Source organism: Streptomyces sp. A1277 (assembly GCF_004795015.1).
Taxonomy (GTDB): domain Bacteria; phylum Actinomycetota; class Actinomycetes; order Streptomycetales; family Streptomycetaceae; genus Streptomyces.
On the sequence record NZ_SSBI01000077.1, the window covers coordinates 1 to 18,276 of the forward strand.

Here is an 18,276-nt window from a genome sequence, read left to right on the forward strand (position 1 = left end):
CCCGGAGGTGGTCCGGTGTCCGAGCCCCGAAGGCGGTGACGGGCAGACCCAGATCCCGTGCGGACTCGGGGCGGGCGCGGAGCGGGGTTCCCCGTTGATGCGCGCCTGCGCGAAACCCATGTCGGGCATCCCGCCGGCGAACGCCGCATCCGCCGCGCTCAGGGCACCAGTACGACCCTCCCGAACACCTCTCCCGCGTCCATCGCGCGGTGGGCCCGCGCCGCCTGGTCCAGCGGCAGCACCTCGTGCACCCGGGTGCGGAGCTCCCCGAGCGCGGCATCGGCGAACTGGGCCGACCGCACGGCCTGCCGGTCGGGGCCGGGCACGGAGTCGGAGCTGAAGGTGGCGAACGACAGCGATCTGCGGAAGGCGTCCATCAGCCGCATGCCGAAGTCCGCCGGCGGCTGCCCGCCGACCACACCGACGGCCATGTACCGCCCGTTGGGGTTCAGCCTGTCGAGGAAAAGGGGGAGCTGGGGGCCGCCCACGACATCGATCACCACGTCGAAGCCCGCCGGTGCGCCCGGGCCGCCCTCGCCGGAGCGGTCCAGGACGTCCGTGGCGCCCAGCTCCTTCAGCCGGGCACCACGCGCGGCCGACGAGGTCGTGACCGCCACCGAGCCCGCGCCGTTCCGGGCCGCGAGCTGGACGGCCGTGATCCCGATGCTGCCCGCCGCCCCGCGCACCAGCACCGTCTCGCCGGGAGCGAAACGGACCCGCTCCAGGGCGAAGTGGGCGACCACGCCGGAGCCGCCGAGGGCAACCGCGTCCGCGCCGGACAGGCCGTGGGGGAGCGCCAGCACATCCTCGACCGAGGCGACGGCCTGCTCGGCGTACCCGCCGGACAGCCCGGTGAACGCCCATACGCGCTGCCCGATCCACGAGGCGTCCACTCCCTCGCCCACCGCGGTCACGCTTCCGGCGACCTCGCTGCCGAGGAGATGGCCCGCCCGGAAGCCGTAGCCGGCGAGCGTCCCCCGGCGGATCACGGCGTCCACACCGCCCACTCCGATCGCCTCCGTGGCGATCCGCACCTGCCCCGGCGCGGGGACCGGCACGGGCACGTCGATGACCTCCAGGCCCTCGGGACTTCCGAATGACCTGATGATAACGGCTTTCATCTCTGCTCCTGGGGTCGGTGGACGGACGGGCATCACTGCTGCGACCGTGGATGCCGAACGGGCCCCGCTGTCGGGGCCACCGGGCGGCCGGGGCGGGGCGGCCCCACCGCCATCGGACCGTAACGGACACCCCCGTCCGCCAGGCTGAAGTGAGAGACGATGACCGGCCAGTTGCCTCGGACCGCGCGTTCCGACGCCCGCGACAACCGGGCCCGCATCCTGGGCGCCGCCCGCGCGGTGTTCGGCCAGGAGGGCCTGAGCGCCCCCATGCGCGACGTCGCCCGGCACGCGGAGGTGGGGCCCGCCACCCTGTACCGGCACTTCCCGACCAAGCAGGCACTGATCGCGCAGACCTTCACCGAGCAGCGCCGCGCCTGTCACGCCGCCGTCCGCGACGCCCTCACGGACGCGGACCCGTGGCACGGATTCCGTAGCCTGATCGAGCGGATCTGCGAACTCCACGCGCACAGCGGCGGATTCGCCGACGCGTTCATGGCGGCCTTCCCCGAGGCCATGGACTTCGCCGCCGACCGCGAGCGGACCGTGCGCGCGGTCGCCGGACTGGCCCGCCGCGCCCAGGAGGCCGGCGAGCTCCGCTCCGGCTTCGTCATCGACGACCTGGTCCTCATGCTCACCGCCCACCAGGGCCTCGGGCAGGCGCCCCTGCCGGCCCGGCTGACGGCCTCCCGCCGCTTCGCCGGCTACGTGATCGAGGCGTTCCGCGCGGGACCGGCCTGACCGTCAGGTGGGCGGAGTGCCGGGGCGGGCGTCGTACGCGGCGCGGGCGGCGTCGATGTGCGTCAGGTGCGTGATGCTCCACTCCAGCAGGGGCGCGGTGGCTTCGCGCAGGGTCCTGCCCATCGGAGTGAGCTCGTAACTGACGTGCGGCGGCATGACGTTGAGGACGGTCCGGGTGAGGATTCCGTCGCGTTCCAGGCCGCGCAAGGTGACGGTGAGCATGCGCTGGCTGATCCCGTCGACGGCCCGCTTGAGCTCGGTGAAGCGGCGCGGCCCCTGGCTGAGGTGGCGGACGACCAGGAGTGACCACACCGCGTGCTCGCGCCCTCGCTGACCGGATACGGCGACAAGGCACACCTGCTCGGACCCGAGGTGGGGCTCGACACGCACGTCGAGGACATCGTGAAACTGATCCACGAGGAGGACCTGACCGAGGTGGTGCTCGTGGGCCACAGCTACGCGGGGCTGGTCATCTCCTCCGTGGCCAACGACGTCCCGGAACGGATCGCACACCTGGTGTACCTGGACGCCATGGTCCCGGAGCACGGCGAGCGCGCCGTCGACGTGCAGCCCGTCTCCCAGCACCTGATCGACCTGGCCGGCCGGTCCGGCACCGGCTGGCGCATCCCGCCGCTGCCCGAGATGCCTCCGCCCCTCGGACTGTTCGGGGTCACCGACCCGGCGGACGTCGCCCGGCTGCGCGCGATGCTCTCCGACCAGCCGGTGCGCTGCCTTCAGCAACCGGTCCGGTTGGACGACCCCGCCGCGGACTCGGTTCCGCGTACGCACATCCACTGCGTCGGCGCGGAACCGGAAGGCATCGTGCGGCGGCCCGTCCCCGCGACACAGCCCAACGGCTCCCCGGCACGGATACGGGAACTGCCGACCGGACACGACTGCATGATCACCATGCCGGCGGCCCTGAGCGACCTGCTGCTCGAAGCCGCCCTCCGGTAGCGACTGCGAGCCGGGGAGCCCCGCCGGCGCCCTATAGCCTGGGGAAATGCTCACAGAAGTCACCGCGACCCGCTACGTCACGCCCCTGCGTGAGGGCGGCTCGCTCCCCGGGATCGTCGAGGCCGACGACCTCGGCACGTACGTCATGAAGTTCACCGGAGCGGGCCAGGGCCGCAAAACCCTGGTCGCGGAGGTGATCTGCGGGCAGCTCGGGCGGCGGCTCGGGCTGCGCGTGCCCGAACTCGTGCAGATCCAGCTGGACCCGGTCATCGGGCTGGCCGAGCCCGACCAGGAGGTGCAGGAGCTGCTCAAGGCCAGCGGCGGACTCAACCTGGGGATGGACTTCCTGCCCGGCTCGCTCGGCTTCGACGCGCTCGCCTACGAGGTGGACCCGCGCGAGGCCGGGCGGGTCGTCTGGTTCGACGCGCTGATCAACAACGTCGACCGGTCCTGGCGCAACCCGAACATGCTGGTCTGGCACGGCGACCTCTGGCTCATCGACCACGGCGCCACCATGATCTGGCACCACAACTGGCCCGGCGCCCAGACGTCCGCCGCCAAGCCGTACAACGCCTCCGACCACGCGCTCGCCCCCTTCCGGCCCGACATCGCGGCGGCCGCCGCCGAGCTCGCCCCTCTGGTCACCCTCGAGCTCCTCGGTGAAGTGACCGCCGACGTCCCCGACGAGTGGCTGGTGGACGAGCCGGGCTTCGACTCGACCGACCAGCTGCGCCGGGCCTATGTGGACGCGCTGCTCGCGCGGGCGGCCACCATCCACGAGCGGATCGTCATGGACGCGCCCACCCCCGACAAGCCGTCCCAGGCCCCGGGCTGGATCACCGAACGCCTCGCCCCGCGCCACGACGAGGGCGGCGACCGGCACAACGACGAGGGCGGCCGGGCATGAGCGAGCGCGATGTCTTCGAGTACGCGCTGCTGCGCGTGGTGCCCCGCGTCCAGCGCGGCGAGTGCTTCAACGCCGGGGTGGTGGTCTACTGCCGCGCGAAGGGCTTCGTGGCCGCTCGCACCGAGCTCGACGAGGGGAAGCTGAGGGCGCTGGACCCCGGCGCCGACGTGACCGGGGTCCGGGCCGCGCTGCACGCAGTGGAGGGGATCTGCCGCGGCGGCACGGACGCGGGCCAGGCGGCCGGCGACGACGCGGGGCGGCGCTTCCGCTGGCTGATCGCGCCGCGCTCGACCGTCGTGCAGCCCGGCCCCGTACACAGCGGCCTGACCGCCGACCCCGAGGCCGAGGTGGAACGGCTGCTCGACCTGCTGGTGCGCTGATCGGCCCCGCTGCCGCCGTCCGCGCACCGCGTGACGGCGGCCCGGCGGAGTGTGACATGCGCCGCTGCGCCCGTGGGCCGTTGACACCGGGTGCCAGGGCTTCTAGCGTCTCGTCTGCTGAAGGTACTAAGCGGTTGCTCAGTTATCGGGGCGGTTCTCGCCGGGAACGCCCCGACGTCCGCTGAGCCGCGATCCAAGGGCGAGGAGAGCCAAGCATGTCCACCAGCGAGCAGCGCGTAGCCATCGTGACGGGAGCGGCCCGGGGCATCGGTGCCGCCACCGCGGTACGCCTGGCGGCCGAGGGCCGCGCCGTCGCCGTACTCGACCTCGACGAGGCGGCCTGCAAGGACACCGTCGAGAAGATCACCGCCGCCGGGGGCAAGGCCCTGGCCGTCGGCTGTGACGTGTCGGACAGCGCGCAGGTGGAAGCCGCCGTCGCGCGGGTCGCCGCCGAGCTCGGCGCCCCGACCATCCTCGTCAACAACGCGGGCGTGCTCCGCGACAACCTGCTCTTCAAGATGAGCGAGTCCGACTGGGACATCGTGATGAACGTGCACCTCAAGGGCGCGTTCCTGATGGCCAAGGCCGTCCAGAAGCACATGGTGGACGCCAAGTTCGGCCGGATCGTGTCGCTGTCCTCCTCCTCGGCCCTCGGCAACCGCGGCCAGGCCAACTACTCGGCGGTCAAGGCGGGTCTCCAGGGCTTCACCAAGACCCTCGCCAAGGAGCTCGGCAAGTTCGGCGTCACCGCCAACGCCGTCGCGCCCGGGTTCATCGTCACCGAGATGACCGCGCAGACCGCCGCCCGGGTCGGCATGGGCTTCGAGGAGTTCCAGGCGGCCGCCGCCACCCAGATCCCGGTGCAGCGCGTCGGCTTCCCCGAGGACATCGCTAACGCCATCGCCTTCTTCACGGGTGACGACGCGGGCTTCGTCTCCGGCCAGGTCATGTACGTCGCCGGCGGACCGCTCAACTGACCCGAAGGGCTGCGGACATCATGACTGTGCAGGACAGCGGCAAGGTCGCGATGATCACCGGCGCCAGCCGGGGCATCGGCTACGGCATCGCGCAGGCGCTCGTCGCGCGCGGCGACCGGGTGTGCATCACCGGCCGGGGCGAGGACGCACTGAAGGAGGCCGTCGAGGCGCTCGGCTCCGACCGGGTCATCGCGGTCGCCGGCAAGGCGCACGACGAGGCGCACCAGGCGGTGGCGGTCGAGCGCACGATGGAGGCGTTCGGCCGGGTCGACTTCCTGGTCAACAACGCCGGCACCAACCCGGTCTTCGGGCCGATCGCCGAGCTGGACCTGGGCGTCGCCCGCAAGGTCTTCGAGACCAACGTGATCTCGGCGCTCGGCTTCGCCCAGCAGACCTGGAAGGCATGGCAGAAGGAGAACGGCGGCTCGATCGTCAACATCGCCTCGGTCGCCGGCGTCTCCGCCTCGCCCTTCATCGGCGCGTACGGGATGAGCAAGGCGGCCATGGTCAACCTGACCCTCCAGCTGGCGCACGAGTTCGCGCCGGTGGTCCGGGTCAACTCGATCGCGCCCGCGGTCGTCAAGACCCGTTTCGCGCAGGCGCTGTACGAGGGCCGCGAGGCGGAGGCGGCGGCCTCCTACCCGCTCGGCCGGCTCGGGGTGCCCGAGGACATCGGCGGCGCCGCGGCCTTCCTCACCTCCAGCCAGTCCGACTGGATCACGGGACAGACCCTGGTGGTCGACGGCGGCATTTTCCTGAATGCCGGCGTGGGCTGAGATCGGCCTGGGCCGATATGGCCCTGATTGCCTCAAGTGCCCCGCCGGGCCTGCGGATTGACCCGGCGGGGCGCTGCGGTATCGTCTGCCGACCCATGGCTGATCGAGGAGCGTGCACGTGTTCTACCGGGCCAGTCTGCAGGCCGCTGCAGCCCTTGCGTCCCTGTCCTTGCTGGCCGGCTGCGGGCTGCTGCCCGGCGGCGGCTCGGACGTGGATCAGAAGCTCGCCGTCGGGACGACCAGTGAGCCTTCGACCCTCGATCCGGCGGCGGCGTGGGACGGCTCCTGGGAGCTGATGCGCAATGTCTTCCAGACCCTGGTGAGCTTCCCCACCGGCAGTACGAAGCCCGAGCCGGACGCGGCGCAGGAGTGCAGGTTCACCGACCGCACCAGCACCGCCTACCGCTGCAAGCTCCGTGCGGGGCTGAAGTTCTCCAACGGGGACAAGCTCGACGCCGAGGCCGTGAAGTACTCCATCGACCGGATCTCGGAGATCGCCGTCAAGGGCGGACCGGTCGGCATGCTGGGCTCGCTCGACCGGGTGGAGACCAAGGGCGACGACGTCGTCATCTTCAACCTGAAGAAACCGGACGCCACGTTCCCGTTCGTCCTGGCCACCCCGGCCATGTCGCTGGTGGCGCCGAGCGCCTACTCCAAGCACAAGATCCGCACCGACGGCAAGGTCACCGGCTCCGGCCCCTACCTGCTGGACTCCTACAAGCAGGGGGAGCGCTCGGAGCTGGTGAAGAACCCCCACTACAAGGGGTTCGCCGACCGCAAGAACGACGCCGTGACCATCCGGTACTTCAAGGAGTCCGGCGCCATGGTGGCGGCGCTCAAGAAGAACGAGATCGACGCCACCTACCGCGGTCTGTCCGCCGAGGACGTCGTCAGCATCGAGGACGACAAGGACAAGGACACCGACCTCCAGATCGTGGAGTCCGTCGGCGCCGACATCCGCTTCCTCGTCTTCAACCCCAAGGACAAGGCCGCCGGCAACCCGGCCGTCCGGCGGGCGATAGCCCAGCTGGTGGACCGCGACGCGCTGGTCGCCAAGGTCTACCGGGGCACGGCCGAACCCCTGTACTCGATGGTCCCCAAGGGCATCGCCGGGCACACCACCAGCTTCTTCGACACCTTCGGCAACCCCAGCAAGGACAAGGCCCGCCAGATCCTCGCCGACGCGCACATCACCGCGCCCGTCGCGATGACCTTCTGGTACACCACCGACCGCTACGGTTCGTCCACGGCCCCCGAGTTCGACGAGCTCAAGCGCCAGCTGGAGGCATCCGGGCTGTTCCGCGTCACGCTGAAGAGCAGGCCCTGGAAGACCTTCCAGGAGGGCTTCACCAAGGGCGAGTACCCGGTCTTCGGCCGAGGCTGGTTCCCGGACTTCCCGGACCCGGACAACTTCATCGCCCCGTTCGTCGGCAAGGACAGCGTCACGGGCATGCCGTACGTGAAGGACGAGATCACCAAGCAGCTGCTGCCCCAGTCCCGCAAGGAGAGCGACCGCGGCGCGGTCGGCCGGGAGTTCGAGCGGGCCCAGAAGATCCTGGTGGACGACGTGCGGCTGCTGCCGTTGTGGCAGGGCAAACTGTACGTCGCGGCCGGCGAGGACATCGGCGGCGGCGAGCGCGCGCTCGACCCGCAGACGGTCATGCAGATGTGGGAGCTGTACCGCAAGGCCAGCTGGTAGCACCGCGTGAGCGGGCCCCGGGCCCGCTCACGCACCTCGTTGTCAGTGGTGCCCGGTAGGTTCTGGCAGCAAGAACGGATTGCTACCGGAGGTTGTTCACGTGACCGACACCGACCTGCTGCCCGAGTCCTGGCGCGGCGTCCTCGGCGAAGAGCTGCAGAAGCCGTACTTCAAGGAGCTCACCGCATTCGTCGAGGAGGAGCGGTCCGCGGGACCGGTCTATCCGCCCCGGGAGCAGGTGTTCGCGGCGCTGGACGCCACCCCGTACGACAAGGTGAAGGTCCTGGTCCTCGGCCAGGACCCCTACCACGGCGCGGGCCAGGGACACGGCCTGTGCTTCTCCGTGCGGCCGGGTGTGAAGACGCCGCCCTCGCTGCGCAACATCTACAAGGAGATGAAGGAGGAGCTCGGCCTGCCCGTCCCGGACAACGGGTACCTCATGCCGTGGGCCGAGCAGGGCGTCCTCCTGCTCAACGCCGTGCTGACCGTCCGCGCGGGCGAGGCCAACTCCCACAAGGGCAAGGGCTGGGAGAAGGTCACGGACGCGGTGATCCGCGCGGTCGCCGCGCGCCCCGACCCGGCGGTCTTCGTGCTCTGGGGCAACTACGCGCAGAAGAAGCTCCCGCTGATCGACACCGAGCGCCACGTGGTGGTGAAGGGGGCGCACCCCTCGCCGCTGTCGGCGAAGAAGTTCTTCGGCTCCCGCCCCTTCACCCAGATAAACGAGGCCGTCGCCCGGCAGGGCCACCAGCCCATCGACTGGCGCATCCCCGACCTGGGCTGAGCCGTCCACGAGCCGAGCCTCACCGCGATCGCCCGCCCCGGCGGCTAGCGTCGAAACCGGATGACCGGCCGGACCGGCCGGGTGCGGGCGCAGGTGCGAAGGAGGCCGTGGTGACGGAGCAGCAGGAGATGTCGGAGGACGTCTTCATGACCAGGATCGGCCAGGCGGTCATGCTGCTGCACGGAGGCGACCGGGAGGAGGCCCGCAACCGCTTCGGTGCGCTCTGGTCGGAGATCGGCGAGGACGGTGACGCCCTTCACCGCTGCACGCTGGCGCACTACCTGGCCGATACGCAGGACGACCCGGCCGACGAGCTGGCCTGGGACCTGCGGGCGCTGACCGCCGCCCGGTCCCTGACCGACCGGCACGCGGCCGGACACCGGGACGCGCTGGCGGTGCGGGCGTTCTACCCGTCGCTGCACCTCAACCTCGCGGCGGACTACGTGAAGCTCCGGCGCCCGGAGGCCGCCCGGCTCCATCTGGACCGGGCCCGGGCGGCCTCGGCCGTGCTGGCCGACGACGGTGCGGACGACGGGTACGGGGGAGGCGTCCGGGCTGCCATCGGCCGGCTGGAGCGGCGGCTGCGGGAGTGGTGATGCGCGCCCTCCAGGCCCGCCGCCTCCCTGACGTCACCGGCCGTAGGTGTGGTCGCAGATCCGGGACTGCGGGCTGCCCGCCGGCCAGTGCCCGTATCCCCGCCCGAGGTCGCACACCCCGTTCCCGGTGACGGGCGCGGGCAGGGCGGGCGCCGGTACGGCGGGGACGGCCCGGCGCGGCTGCGGCCCGGCCGGTGCGGGTCCGCTCTGCCGGCGCGGGGGGCGGGGCTCGTCGGGTCGCGCGGCCGGGGGCGCCGCCGGGCGGTGGGAGGCGGCGGGCGAGGCGGCGGAGGGTTTCGCCTTCGGCACCGCCTCCAGGGTGTCGTGGACCGGGGGCCGGGCGATCTGCGGGGAGAGGTCATGGGCCGGCCGGCTCGTCTCCGGGCGCGGCGGTGCGGACGGCTGCGGCTGGACGGACATACACCCGGACAGGGCCGCGATCGCCACCCCGGCCAGGAGCTTCACGGTGGTTCTGGTTCGCTGCACCTGATCAACTCTGCGGCGCCGGAGACCGCCCGGTGAGCCCGTACGCCCCAATTGCCCCGCACGAGTGACCCCGGGCGCGTCAGTGCCCCGGCGGCCACCGGGCCCCGGCCGGGTGCGCCTTCGACGGGAGCGCCGACCGGCGGCCGCCGGGGCACACGTATGCTGCCGGGACGACGCACGCGCCCACGGCGCCGCGACCCGCCCACCCGGACGATCGCGGTGCACGGCGCTGACCAGCGAGAGGAAGACCCAGTGAAGGTCGGCTGCATCGGGCTCGGCGACATCGCGCAGAAGGCGTACCTGCCGGTACTCGGCACCCTGCCGGAGGTCGAACTGCATCTGCAGACCCGCACCCCCGCCACCCTCGCCTCGGTCGCCGCCGCCCACCGCATCCCCGCCGGCCAGTGTCACCCGGACCTCGACTCGCTGCTCGCCCAGGGGCTGGACGCCGCGTTCGTGCACGCTCCGACCGCCGTGCACCCGGAGATCGCCGGACGGCTGCTCGAAGCGGGCGTCCCGACCTACGTGGACAAGCCGCTCGCCTACACGCTGGAGGAGTCCACCCGCCTGGTGGAGCTCGCCGAGGCGCGCGGCGTCGGCCTCGCGGTCGGCTTCAACCGGCGGCTGGCACCGGGCTACGCGCAGTGCGCGGAGCACCCGCGCGAGCTGATCCTCATGCAGAAGAACCGGGTCCAACTCCCCGAGGAGCCCCGGGCCATGGTGCTGGACGACTTCATCCACGTGGTGGACACGCTGCGCTTCCTGGTGCCCGGGCCCATCGAGCGCACGGTGGTGAGCGGCGGGCTCGTCGACGGTCTGCTGCACCACGTCGTGCTCCACCTGTCCGGTGACGGCTTCACGGCCATCGGCGCGATGAACCGCCTCAGCGGCTCGGCCGAGGAGCGCCTTGAGGTCTCCGGCCAGGACGCCAAGCGCGAGGTTCTCAACCTCGCGGAGATCATCGACCACAAGGGCCAGCCGAGCCTGCGGCGGCGCGGGGACTGGGTGCCGGTGGCCCGCCAGCGCGGCATCGAGCAGAGCGTGCTCGCGTTCCTGGACGCCGTACGCGAGGGCAGGCCGCTGAGCGCCAGGGACGCCCTGGAGACCCACGAACTGTGCGAGCGCGTCCTGCGCGAACTCGACGTCGCCTAGGGCGCCGCGACCACCGTGCGCGTACGCCTCCGCCCGCGCAGAGCCCGCAGGCCCTCGAAGGCGCAGTACGCGGCCAGCACGCCCAGCGCCCCGTACAGCGGCCAGTCGCCCAGGCGCACGTACAGCGTCGTGCCCCGGGCCAGTGGCACCCCGTAGACGGCGGAACCAACGGTGTTCGTGCCGAGCCGGGTGCCGACGGCCTCGCCCTGCGGGCCGTACACGGCGCTGACGCCCGTGAGGGTGGCGTGCACCATCGGGCGGCCGCTCTCCGCCGCCCGCAGCGCGCCGAGCGAGGCGTGCTGGTCCGGGGCCCAGCCGTGCTGGAACGACGACGTGGAGGACTGGGCGACCAGGACCTGGACGCCGTCCCGGGCCAGCCGACGGCTCATGTCGGGGAACGCGGACTCGAAGCAGACCAGCGGACCGATGCGCAGGCCGTCCGCGCCGGGCAGCCGCATCGTCACCGGGCCGGTGCCGCGCAGCCGGTCCTCGCCCGCCGCCCGGCCCATCGAGGTCGCCCAGCCGAGGGCCGAACGGGCCGGGACGTACTCGCCGAACGGCACGAGCCGCATCTTGTCGTAGCGGTCCCCGGTCAGCCCCTGCGGTCCCACCAGGACCGCGCTCTTGAAGATCCCGGTCCGCCCCGCCGCATCGGTCTGCCGCGCGTCCACGTTGACCAGCAGATCGGCGCCCACCTCCCGCGACAGCGCGCCGAGCCGGGCCGCGACGTCGGGCCGCCGGGCCGGATCGACGCCGAGGCTGCTCTCGCCCCACACCACCAGATCCGGATCGCGCCCCGCCAGCGAGCGCGTCAGCTCCTCGCTCCGGGCCAGCCGCCGCTGCACGCTGCCCGGACCCTCCACGATTCCCGGCTGCACGACGGCGATCCGGGCCGTCCCCGCCCGTTCCGGCTGCGGTGCCCACATCCAGGCCGCGCCGACGGCCAGGGCGCCCACCACGAGCGAGACGAGGGCCGCGGCGCGGGCCGCGGAGTTCACGAGCAGCACGGTGAGCGCGGTGTTCACCGCGACCACCAGCAGGCTCACCAGCCACACCCCGCCCACCGAGGCCAGCCGGAGCGCGGGCGCCACCTGCCACTGGCTCGCCCCGAGCAGCCCCCAGGGACCGCCCAGCGCCTCCCAGGAGCGGACCATTTCGATCATCAGCCAGCCGCACGGGACCACCACCACCGCCGCGGCCACCGACACCCCGGTCATCGCCCCCCGCAGCAGCCGGCCCACCAGCAGCCCCCACGGCGCCCACAGCGCACCGAGCAGCGCCGCGAGGACCACGATGAACGCGTGCAGGCTCGGCATCAGCCAGTGGTGCACGGCGATCATGTACCCGGTCCCGCCCAGCCACCCGTCCAGCGCCGCCCTGCGGCCCGTACCGGCGGACCGGACCAGCAGCAGCAGGGGCACCAGGCAGACGTAGGCGAACCACCACAGCGAAGGCGCCGGGAAGGCGAGCGCCGGCAGCGCACCGGCCACCAGCGCGGCGGCTCCGCGCCCCGGGGCCCGGTCGAGCATCCGTGCGCCCCGTTCGCGCCACCCGGCCGACGACCCCATACCCCGCCCTCCTCGCCCAGCCCTCCGGCAGGTCGCTCCCCGTCCGGTCCCGCTCTTCTTCCCCAGTGTGGGGCAGCGGAAGCGGTCCGGAACGCCCGGGTGTCAGCAGGGGACCACGGCGACCGGCCCCATGGCGTGCGTGAGCGTCGTGTGCGCCACCGGCGAAAGCCCGAGCCCGAGGGATTCGCCGCCGCGCCGCCGTCCGATCACGGTCAGCGCGGCGGTCGCGGACGCGGTGACCAGGGTGCGTGTCGCGGAACCGTTGACCGGTTCCTTCATGACCTCGACCTGCGGGTAGGCCGCACGCCGGCCGGCGGTCAGCTCGGCGAGCGAACGCTCGGCCGCGTCGGACGCCGCGCCCCGGTCGAAGACGGGACCACCGGACAGCATCGAAGAGAACATCGTCCAGCCGTGCACGATCCGCAGCCGGGCGCCCGGGTGCGCCGCCGCCGTCTCGAACGCGAAGTCCAGCACCTCTTCACTGCTCTCGTCGGCGGCCACCCCGGCGACGATGTCCCGGAACACCTCGCCGGACGCCTGCCGCGGGTCCTCCTCGGCCCGGCCGCCGTGCACGATCACCACGGGGCACTTCGCCATCGAGGCCGTCGCCAGGCTGTCGGACCCCAGCATCAGGGAGCGGAACCCGCCGAGCCCCCGCGAACCGAGCACCACCAGCGAGGCGTCCCGGCTCAGCGAGACCAGCGCGGCCGACGGGAAGTCGAGCGGTGCCAGCGTCGAGGGCCGCAGCCCCGGGGCGGTCCCGGCCACCCGGTGCACGGCCGCCGCCAGCAGTTCCCGCGCCTCCCGCTCCTGCGCCTCCTGCCCGACGCGCCGGGCGAGCTGCCGGACGTGCACGACGAGCAGCGGCAGGCCCCGTACGACCGCCTCGCGGGCCGCCCAGTCCAGCGCGTCCATGCTGTGCGAGGAACCGTCGACCGCCGCGATCACGGGAAGTTCGGTGCCGCTCATGGGTTCCTCTCCGCAGTCCGGACCTGTTGCGTACGTTACGGCCGACCTTGGCCGGATGCCGAGGCGGGAGCGGCCGTCCGGGCCCGCCTGCGCCTATGCTCGCGGGATGGAGCAGAGCGAAGTCGTGAAGCGTGTGGTCGGCATCCTCACCGAAGCGGGCGAGATGCGCCGGCTCTTGGAGGAGAACCCCGACCGCGACGACCCCAGCACCGATTCGACCGTGGTGACCGCCCTCCTCAACGAGACGATGCCGCGGATCGCCATCCCCGAGGACGCCACGGTCGAGGACGTGGTGGTCCTGGTCGGACGCGAGGTCGGCGGCGCCGTGGAGCAGCTCGTCGGCGCGTTCACACTGGCGTTCGCCATGCTGGCGCAGGTGCATGACGCGGGGCAGACGGATGTGACGTCGGCGGACGTGCTGCAGGACCTCGCCCTGCGCGCCGAGCAGTTCGGCGCCGAGGGCCCCGACGAGACGGACATCTGACCACCGGCGGACCGCGCACGCCCGGCACGGGGGTACTCCACCCGGTGTACCCCCGCCGCCTTCCGGCGTACGACGACGGTCGGGCGGCCCCCGGGAGATGCTCCGCACCATGGACAACCGGACCGCACCAGCACCCGCCCCGCCCGTCCTGGCCGGCGACCGCCCCCGCACCCGACGCGACGTCACGCCCCGGATCACACGACTCTGTTACGTCACCGGGGCCCTGCTCATCGGCTCGGGCCTCCTGCACGTGGTCGTCCTCGCCGTCGACGGGGGACCGTGGGAGGGGCCGGTCTCCTGGCGCAAACCCATCACCTTCGGCGTCTCCTTCGGCCTGACGCTCCTCGCGGTCGCCTGGATTTCCTCCTACCTGCGCATGGGCGCCCGCCTCCGGGCCGTGCTGCTGGGCGTGTTCGCCGCCGACTGCGTGCTGGAGGTCGCCGGAATCACCGTGCAGGCATGGCGCCGGGTGCCGTCCCACTTCAACATGGAGACCCCCTTCGACACGGCGGTCTCGATGACGCTGGCCGCCGGCGGGGCGGTGCTGGTCGGCGTCCTGTCCGCGCTCACGGCCGCCGCGTTCACCCGCCGCCCGGACGGGCCGCCGGGCATGGCCCTTGCCCTGCGGGCCGGCTTCGCGGTCCTCGGAGCCGGACTGCTCTCGGGGGCCGCCATGATCGCGCGGGGCGTGTATCTGACGCGCACGGGGCACCAGTTGGCCGGATACGCCTCCACCGCGCCCCTCAAACCCCTGCACGGGGTGAGCCTGCACGCCGTACTGGTGCTCCCCGCGCTGGCCCGCGCGCTGGACCTCACCTCCTGGGGCCCACGCGTCCGCCTGCGCATCGTGCGCGCCGCCGTGGGCGGTTACGCACTGGCCGTGGCGGCCGCGCTGGTGTGGGCGGCCGTCACCTGCTGATCCGCCGGGGAGGCGAATGCGGTGGCCTACCGGCGACGGCGGCGACGGCCGGACCAGGCGCAGCGGATAGTCTCTGCGGGCCCCGTCAAAACCGGTGCCCCGGCGTGTCCGTGGGACCGGGACGGCGCCACGCCCCCGCCGCCGCCACGGTCCCCGGACCGGCGGCCCAGGGGGCTTTCACACCGACTGCGATGCAACAGGAGACTCGATGGCTGAAACCCCGCCGCGCCAGGTTCAACGGCGCTCGGACGACAGCGCGGCGGCCGACGCCCAGCCCGGAGCGGAGGCCGTACCGGCCCCGCGCTACCAGGGCCTGTTCGTCGAGCCCGACCTTCCGCCGTTCGCCGAGACCGACTGACACCCGCGCGGCCCGCCCTGCCGCCCCCGCCCGTCGGGCGCGGCAGGGCCCGGTCAGCCGGCCGACTCGCCCGCGTGCGGGCTCAGCGCCCCCGCGCCGACCAGGGCGAAGAGCAGCACGCCCAGGACGATCCGGTAGATGACGAACGGCATGAAGCTCTTCGTCGTGATGAACTTCATGAACCACGCGATGACCGCGTATCCCACACCGAACGCGATGAAGGTCGCGAAGATCGTCGGCCCCCACGAGACGTGGCCCTCGCCCGCGTCCTTCAGCTCGAAGACGCCCGAGGCGAGCACCGCAGGGACCGCGAGCAGGAACGAGTAACGCGCCGCCGCCTCACGCGTGTAGCCCATCAGCAGACCGCCGCTGATCGTGGCGCCGGAGCGGGAGACGCCCGGGACCAGGGCCATCGCCTGGCAGCAGCCGTAGATCAGGCCGTCCCTGATGCCCAGTTCCTTCAGGGTCTTGCGTTCCTTGATGGCGCGGTGCTTGCCGCCCGTCTCGTCCCGGGCGGCCAGCCGGTCCGCGATGCCGAGGACGATGCCCATCACGATCAGCGTGGTGGCGATCAGCCGCAGGTCGCGGAACGGGCCCTCGATCTGGTCCTTGAACGTCACGCCGAGCACACCGATGGGGATGGAGCCCACGATGACCAGCCAGCCCATCTGGGCGTCGTGGTCGCCGCGCATCGAACGGTTCGTCAGCGACCTGAACCACGCCGAGACGATCCGGACGATGTCCTTGCGGAAGTAGATCAGGACCGCGGCCTCCGTGCCGATCTGGGTGATCGCGGTGAACGCCGCACCCGGGTCGTGCCAGCCGGCGAACGCCGCGGTGAGCCGCAGATGCGCGCTGGAGGAGATCGGCAGGAACTCGGTCAGTCCCTGAACGAGGCCGAGGACGAATGATTCGAACCAGCTCATGAAGCTTCGGCCATCCCGGGGTGCTCGTGCTGCGGCCGACGGCGTCGGCGGCGTGCGGATTGCGGTCGTGCGAGGACAGGGCCGCGCCGGGCCCCGCTTCGTCTGTCGGTCGCGGGCAGCGTATCGCCCCCGGGTGAACAGCCGACGACACCCCCCGCGCGCCCCGGCCCGTCGCGGTGGCCCGCGAGAAGCCCTGGACGCCGCCGCGAAGCCCTAGACGCCCAGGCGGTGGCGGCGGCGCCAGGCGACCACCGCCGCGCCGGCCCCCGTCAGCACGATGAAGCCCATCGCCACGAGGAACGCGGGCGAGGTGGGCGAGGATGCCTCGCTGCCCGCCACGACGTACGCGGCCGTGTTCGGGATCGAGCCCAGGCCGGTGGCCACCAGGAACGGCGGATAGCCCATGCGGGAGACGGCGGCACAGTAGTTGGCGGCGGCGAACGGCACCCCGGGGAACAGGCGCAGCGCCAGCATCGAGCGGAAGCCGTGCCGGCTCAGCTGCCCGTCCGCCGCCCGCAGCCAGCGCCCGCGCACCAGGGTGCGCAGCGCGTCCTGGCCCAGCACCCGGCCCAGCATGAAGGAGACGCCCGCACCCAGCACCGTGCCGGCGAGCGCTGCCGCGAGACCCGCCTGCGAGCCGAAGAGCGCGCCCGCCGCGAGGTTGAGGAGCGGCCGCGGCACGAAGGCCACCGTGCAGACGCCGTACGCGAGCGCGAAGAGCAGGACCGCCGCGGCGCCGCCGCTCAGCTGCGCGGGCAGGCCGGAGGACAGCAGCCGTTGCGGTTCCAGGAGCAGCATCGCCGTCGCGGCGGCCAGCAGCACCGCGACGAGCAGGGAGAGCCGGGACCACGGCGAGAGCAGCACCCGCGTGCAGCGCACGGCGAGACCGGGGGCGGGGCGGGTGACGGGGACGGGGTCGAGCATTCGGGGAGAGTAACCGACAAAGGTGTGTGATCGTCGTAATGTCCCCCCGGAGTCCTCCGGGCACCCGCCGGACGGACCGTGCCCAATCCCCGTACGGCCCGCCGTAATTCGCTCGACGGGCCGACGGGCCGTCGGAGATGATCGGGCCATGTTCCGGTACGCCTTCCTCGCAGCGCAGTCCGCAGTCGCGGACACGCCGAAGGCTGCCGTGCACACCTCCGCAGCAGCAGTCGCCGCAGCGCTCGCCGCTGCCGCAGCGCCCTTCGGCGGCGCCCGAAGCTGACCCTCCCCCGACTGTCCGGCGGACCCCGCGAGGGGAGGGTCGGCCGGGCCCCGGGGTCCTCACGTCACGCTTCGCATCCAAGGAATGAGCCATGCCCAAGACGGCCTACGTGCGCACCAAGCCGCACCTCAACATCGGCACCATGGGTCACGTCGACCACGGCAAGACGACCCTGACCGCCGCCATCACCAAAGTCCTCAGCGACCGGGGCACCGGCACCTTCGTCCCCTTCGACCGCATCGACCGGGCGCCGGAGGAGGCGCAGCGCGGGATCACCATCAACATCGCGCACGTCGAGTACGAGACCGGCACGCGCCACTACGCGCACGTCGACATGCCGGGACACGCCGACTACATCAAGAACATGGTCACCGGCGCGGCCCAGCTCGACGGGGCGATCCTGGTGGTCTCCGCGCTCGACGGGATCATGCCGCAGACCGCGGAGCACGTGCTGCTCGCCCGCCAAGTGGGCGTCGACCACATCGTCGTCGCCCTCAACAAGGCCGATGCCGGGGACCCGGAGCTGAGCGACCTCGTCGAGCTGGAGGTGCGCGAGCTGCTGTCCGCGCACGGCTACGGAGGCGACACCGTGCCCGTCGTGCGCGTGTCGGGCCTGCGGGCGCTGGAGGGCGACCCGCGCTGGACCGGGGCCGTCGAGGCGCTGCTCGACGCCGTCGACACGTACGTACCGATGCCGGTGCGCTACACCGACGCGCCGTTCCTGCTGTCGGTGGAGAACGTCCTGACCATCACCGGCCGGGGGACCGTCGTCACCGGCGCCGTGGAGCGCGGCACGGTCCGCGTCGGCGACCGGGTCTCGGTGCTCGGCGCGGACATCGAGACGGTCGTCACCGGCCTGGAGACCTTCGGCAAGCCGATGGAGTCCGCCGAGGCCGGCGACAACGTCGCGCTGCTCCTGCGCGGCGTCGAGCGCGACCGGGTGCGCCGCGGGCACGTCGTCGCGGCGCCGGGCAGCGTCACACCGAGCCGGCGCTTCACCGCGCAGGTGTACGTCCTGTCGGGGCGCGAAGGCGGCCGTACCACCCCGGTCGCCACCGGGTACCGCCCGCAGTTCTACATCCGCACGGCCGACGTGGTCGGCGACGTGGACCTCGGCGAGGCCGCGGTCGCACGGCCCGGTGAGACGGTCACGATGACCGTGGAGCTGGGCCGGGACGTCCCGCTGGAGCCGGGCCTCGGCTTCGCCATCCGCGAGGGCGGCCGCACGGTCGGCGCGGGCACCGTCACGGAGCTGCTCTGAGCCGTACGGGC

21 protein-coding genes are annotated in these 18,276 nt (G+C 72.8%); 14 read left to right on the forward strand and 7 right to left on the reverse strand.

Annotation, left to right across the window (positions count from 1 at the left end; translation table 11 throughout):
- Positions 1-158: 158 nt before the first annotated feature.
- Positions 159-1,121, reverse strand: a complete 963-nt coding sequence (locus E6R18_RS32730; protein WP_136320494.1) for a zinc-binding dehydrogenase — start codon at positions 1,119-1,121, stop codon at positions 159-161.
- A gap of 159 nt (positions 1,122-1,280) precedes the next feature.
- Here E6R18_RS32730 and E6R18_RS32735 point away from each other — a divergent pair, with 159 nt between their 5' ends.
- Positions 1,281-1,859: a TetR/AcrR family transcriptional regulator gene (locus tag E6R18_RS32735; RefSeq protein ID WP_136320495.1), complete on the forward strand. Its 579-nt coding sequence runs from the start codon at positions 1,281-1,283 to the stop codon at positions 1,857-1,859.
- A 3-nt stretch (positions 1,860-1,862) separates the two neighbouring features.
- Here E6R18_RS32735 and E6R18_RS32740 read toward each other — a convergent pair whose 3' ends face one another.
- Positions 1,863-2,171, reverse strand: coding sequence for a helix-turn-helix domain-containing protein (locus E6R18_RS32740; RefSeq protein ID WP_240799930.1), 309 nt, complete (start codon positions 2,169-2,171; stop codon positions 1,863-1,865).
- 3 nt (positions 2,172-2,174) lie between these two features.
- On the opposite strand from E6R18_RS32740, the gene E6R18_RS32745 reads away from it, so the two are divergent.
- The 8 genes from E6R18_RS32745 to E6R18_RS32780 all read left to right on the forward strand — a co-directional run bounded on the left by E6R18_RS32745 (position 2,175) and on the right by E6R18_RS32780 (position 8,935).
- Positions 2,175-2,816, forward strand: coding sequence for an alpha/beta fold hydrolase (locus tag E6R18_RS32745; protein ID WP_136320497.1), 642 nt, complete (start codon positions 2,175-2,177; stop codon positions 2,814-2,816).
- Positions 2,817-2,862: 46 nt separating this feature from the next.
- Positions 2,863-3,723, forward strand: coding sequence for a HipA family kinase (locus E6R18_RS32750; RefSeq protein ID WP_136320498.1), 861 nt, complete (start codon positions 2,863-2,865; stop codon positions 3,721-3,723).
- Complete coding sequence (locus E6R18_RS32755) at positions 3,720-4,103, forward strand: DUF3037 domain-containing protein (protein ID WP_136320499.1); 384 nt, start codon at positions 3,720-3,722, stop codon at positions 4,101-4,103. The genes E6R18_RS32750 and E6R18_RS32755 overlap by 4 nt, the downstream gene beginning before the upstream one ends.
- A 215-nt stretch (positions 4,104-4,318) precedes the next feature.
- Complete coding sequence (gene fabG, locus E6R18_RS32760) at positions 4,319-5,080, forward strand: 3-oxoacyl-ACP reductase FabG (RefSeq protein WP_136320500.1); 762 nt, start codon at positions 4,319-4,321, stop codon at positions 5,078-5,080.
- A 20-nt stretch (positions 5,081-5,100) separates the two neighbouring features.
- On the forward strand, positions 5,101-5,856 hold the full coding sequence (locus E6R18_RS32765; protein ID WP_136320501.1) for an SDR family oxidoreductase: 756 nt from the start codon (positions 5,101-5,103) through the stop codon (positions 5,854-5,856).
- A gap of 118 nt (positions 5,857-5,974) precedes the next feature.
- A complete protein-coding gene (locus E6R18_RS32770) occupies positions 5,975-7,555 on the forward strand; it encodes an ABC transporter substrate-binding protein (protein WP_136320502.1) in 1,581 nt (526 codons plus the stop codon).
- Between the two features lie 100 nt (positions 7,556-7,655).
- Positions 7,656-8,339: a uracil-DNA glycosylase gene (locus E6R18_RS32775; protein WP_136320503.1), complete on the forward strand. Its 684-nt coding sequence runs from the start codon at positions 7,656-7,658 to the stop codon at positions 8,337-8,339.
- A gap of 110 nt (positions 8,340-8,449) precedes the next feature.
- Positions 8,450-8,935, forward strand: coding sequence for a hypothetical protein (locus E6R18_RS32780; protein ID WP_136320504.1), 486 nt, complete (start codon positions 8,450-8,452; stop codon positions 8,933-8,935).
- A 33-nt stretch (positions 8,936-8,968) separates the two neighbouring features.
- On the opposite strand, the gene E6R18_RS32785 is transcribed toward E6R18_RS32780, so the two are convergent.
- Positions 8,969-9,400, reverse strand: coding sequence for a hypothetical protein (locus tag E6R18_RS32785; protein WP_136320513.1), 432 nt, complete (start codon positions 9,398-9,400; stop codon positions 8,969-8,971).
- A gap of 273 nt (positions 9,401-9,673) precedes the next feature.
- Here E6R18_RS32785 and E6R18_RS32790 point away from each other — a divergent pair, with 273 nt between their 5' ends.
- A complete protein-coding gene (locus tag E6R18_RS32790; protein ID WP_136320505.1) occupies positions 9,674-10,573 on the forward strand; it encodes a Gfo/Idh/MocA family oxidoreductase in 900 nt (299 codons plus the stop codon).
- Here E6R18_RS32790 and lnt read toward each other — a convergent pair.
- Together lnt and E6R18_RS32800 are read right to left on the reverse strand one after the other, a co-directional pair.
- Positions 10,570-12,141: an apolipoprotein N-acyltransferase gene (lnt, locus tag E6R18_RS32795; RefSeq protein WP_136320506.1), complete on the reverse strand. Its 1,572-nt coding sequence runs from the start codon at positions 12,139-12,141 to the stop codon at positions 10,570-10,572. The two genes, E6R18_RS32790 and lnt, sit on opposite strands and share 4 nt — an antisense overlap.
- A gap of 102 nt (positions 12,142-12,243) precedes the next feature.
- A complete protein-coding gene (locus E6R18_RS32800) occupies positions 12,244-13,110 on the reverse strand; it encodes a universal stress protein (RefSeq protein ID WP_136320507.1) in 867 nt (288 codons plus the stop codon).
- A 106-nt stretch (positions 13,111-13,216) separates the two neighbouring features.
- On the opposite strand from E6R18_RS32800, the gene E6R18_RS32805 reads away from it, so the two are divergent.
- The 3 genes from E6R18_RS32805 (at position 13,217) to E6R18_RS34305 (ending at position 14,871) form a co-directional block, all read left to right on the forward strand.
- Positions 13,217-13,594 (forward strand): hypothetical protein, encoded by a 378-nt coding sequence (locus E6R18_RS32805; protein ID WP_136320508.1) that lies wholly within the window; start codon positions 13,217-13,219, stop codon positions 13,592-13,594.
- Between the two features lie 109 nt (positions 13,595-13,703).
- Complete coding sequence (locus E6R18_RS32810; protein WP_240799931.1) at positions 13,704-14,513, forward strand: hypothetical protein; 810 nt, start codon at positions 13,704-13,706, stop codon at positions 14,511-14,513.
- Between the two features lie 208 nt (positions 14,514-14,721).
- Positions 14,722-14,871 carry a hypothetical protein gene (locus tag E6R18_RS34305; RefSeq protein ID WP_168712498.1) on the forward strand — a complete coding sequence of 50 codons (150 nt, stop codon included), beginning with the start codon at positions 14,722-14,724 and terminating at the stop codon, positions 14,869-14,871.
- 53 nt (positions 14,872-14,924) lie between these two features.
- Here E6R18_RS34305 and E6R18_RS32815 read toward each other — a convergent pair whose 3' ends face one another.
- Both E6R18_RS32815 and E6R18_RS32820 read right to left on the reverse strand, forming a co-directional pair.
- Positions 14,925-15,797: an undecaprenyl-diphosphate phosphatase gene (locus E6R18_RS32815; protein ID WP_136320510.1), complete on the reverse strand. Its 873-nt coding sequence runs from the start codon at positions 15,795-15,797 to the stop codon at positions 14,925-14,927.
- Between the two features lie 213 nt (positions 15,798-16,010).
- Positions 16,011-16,721 (reverse strand): TVP38/TMEM64 family protein, encoded by a 711-nt coding sequence (locus E6R18_RS32820; protein WP_136320511.1) that lies wholly within the window; start codon positions 16,719-16,721, stop codon positions 16,011-16,013.
- A 374-nt stretch (positions 16,722-17,095) separates the two neighbouring features.
- On the opposite strand from E6R18_RS32820, the gene tuf reads away from it, so the two are divergent.
- On the forward strand, positions 17,096-18,265 hold the full coding sequence (gene tuf, locus E6R18_RS32825; protein WP_136320512.1) for an elongation factor Tu: 1,170 nt from the start codon (positions 17,096-17,098) through the stop codon (positions 18,263-18,265).
- Positions 18,266-18,276: the final 11 nt, after the last annotated feature.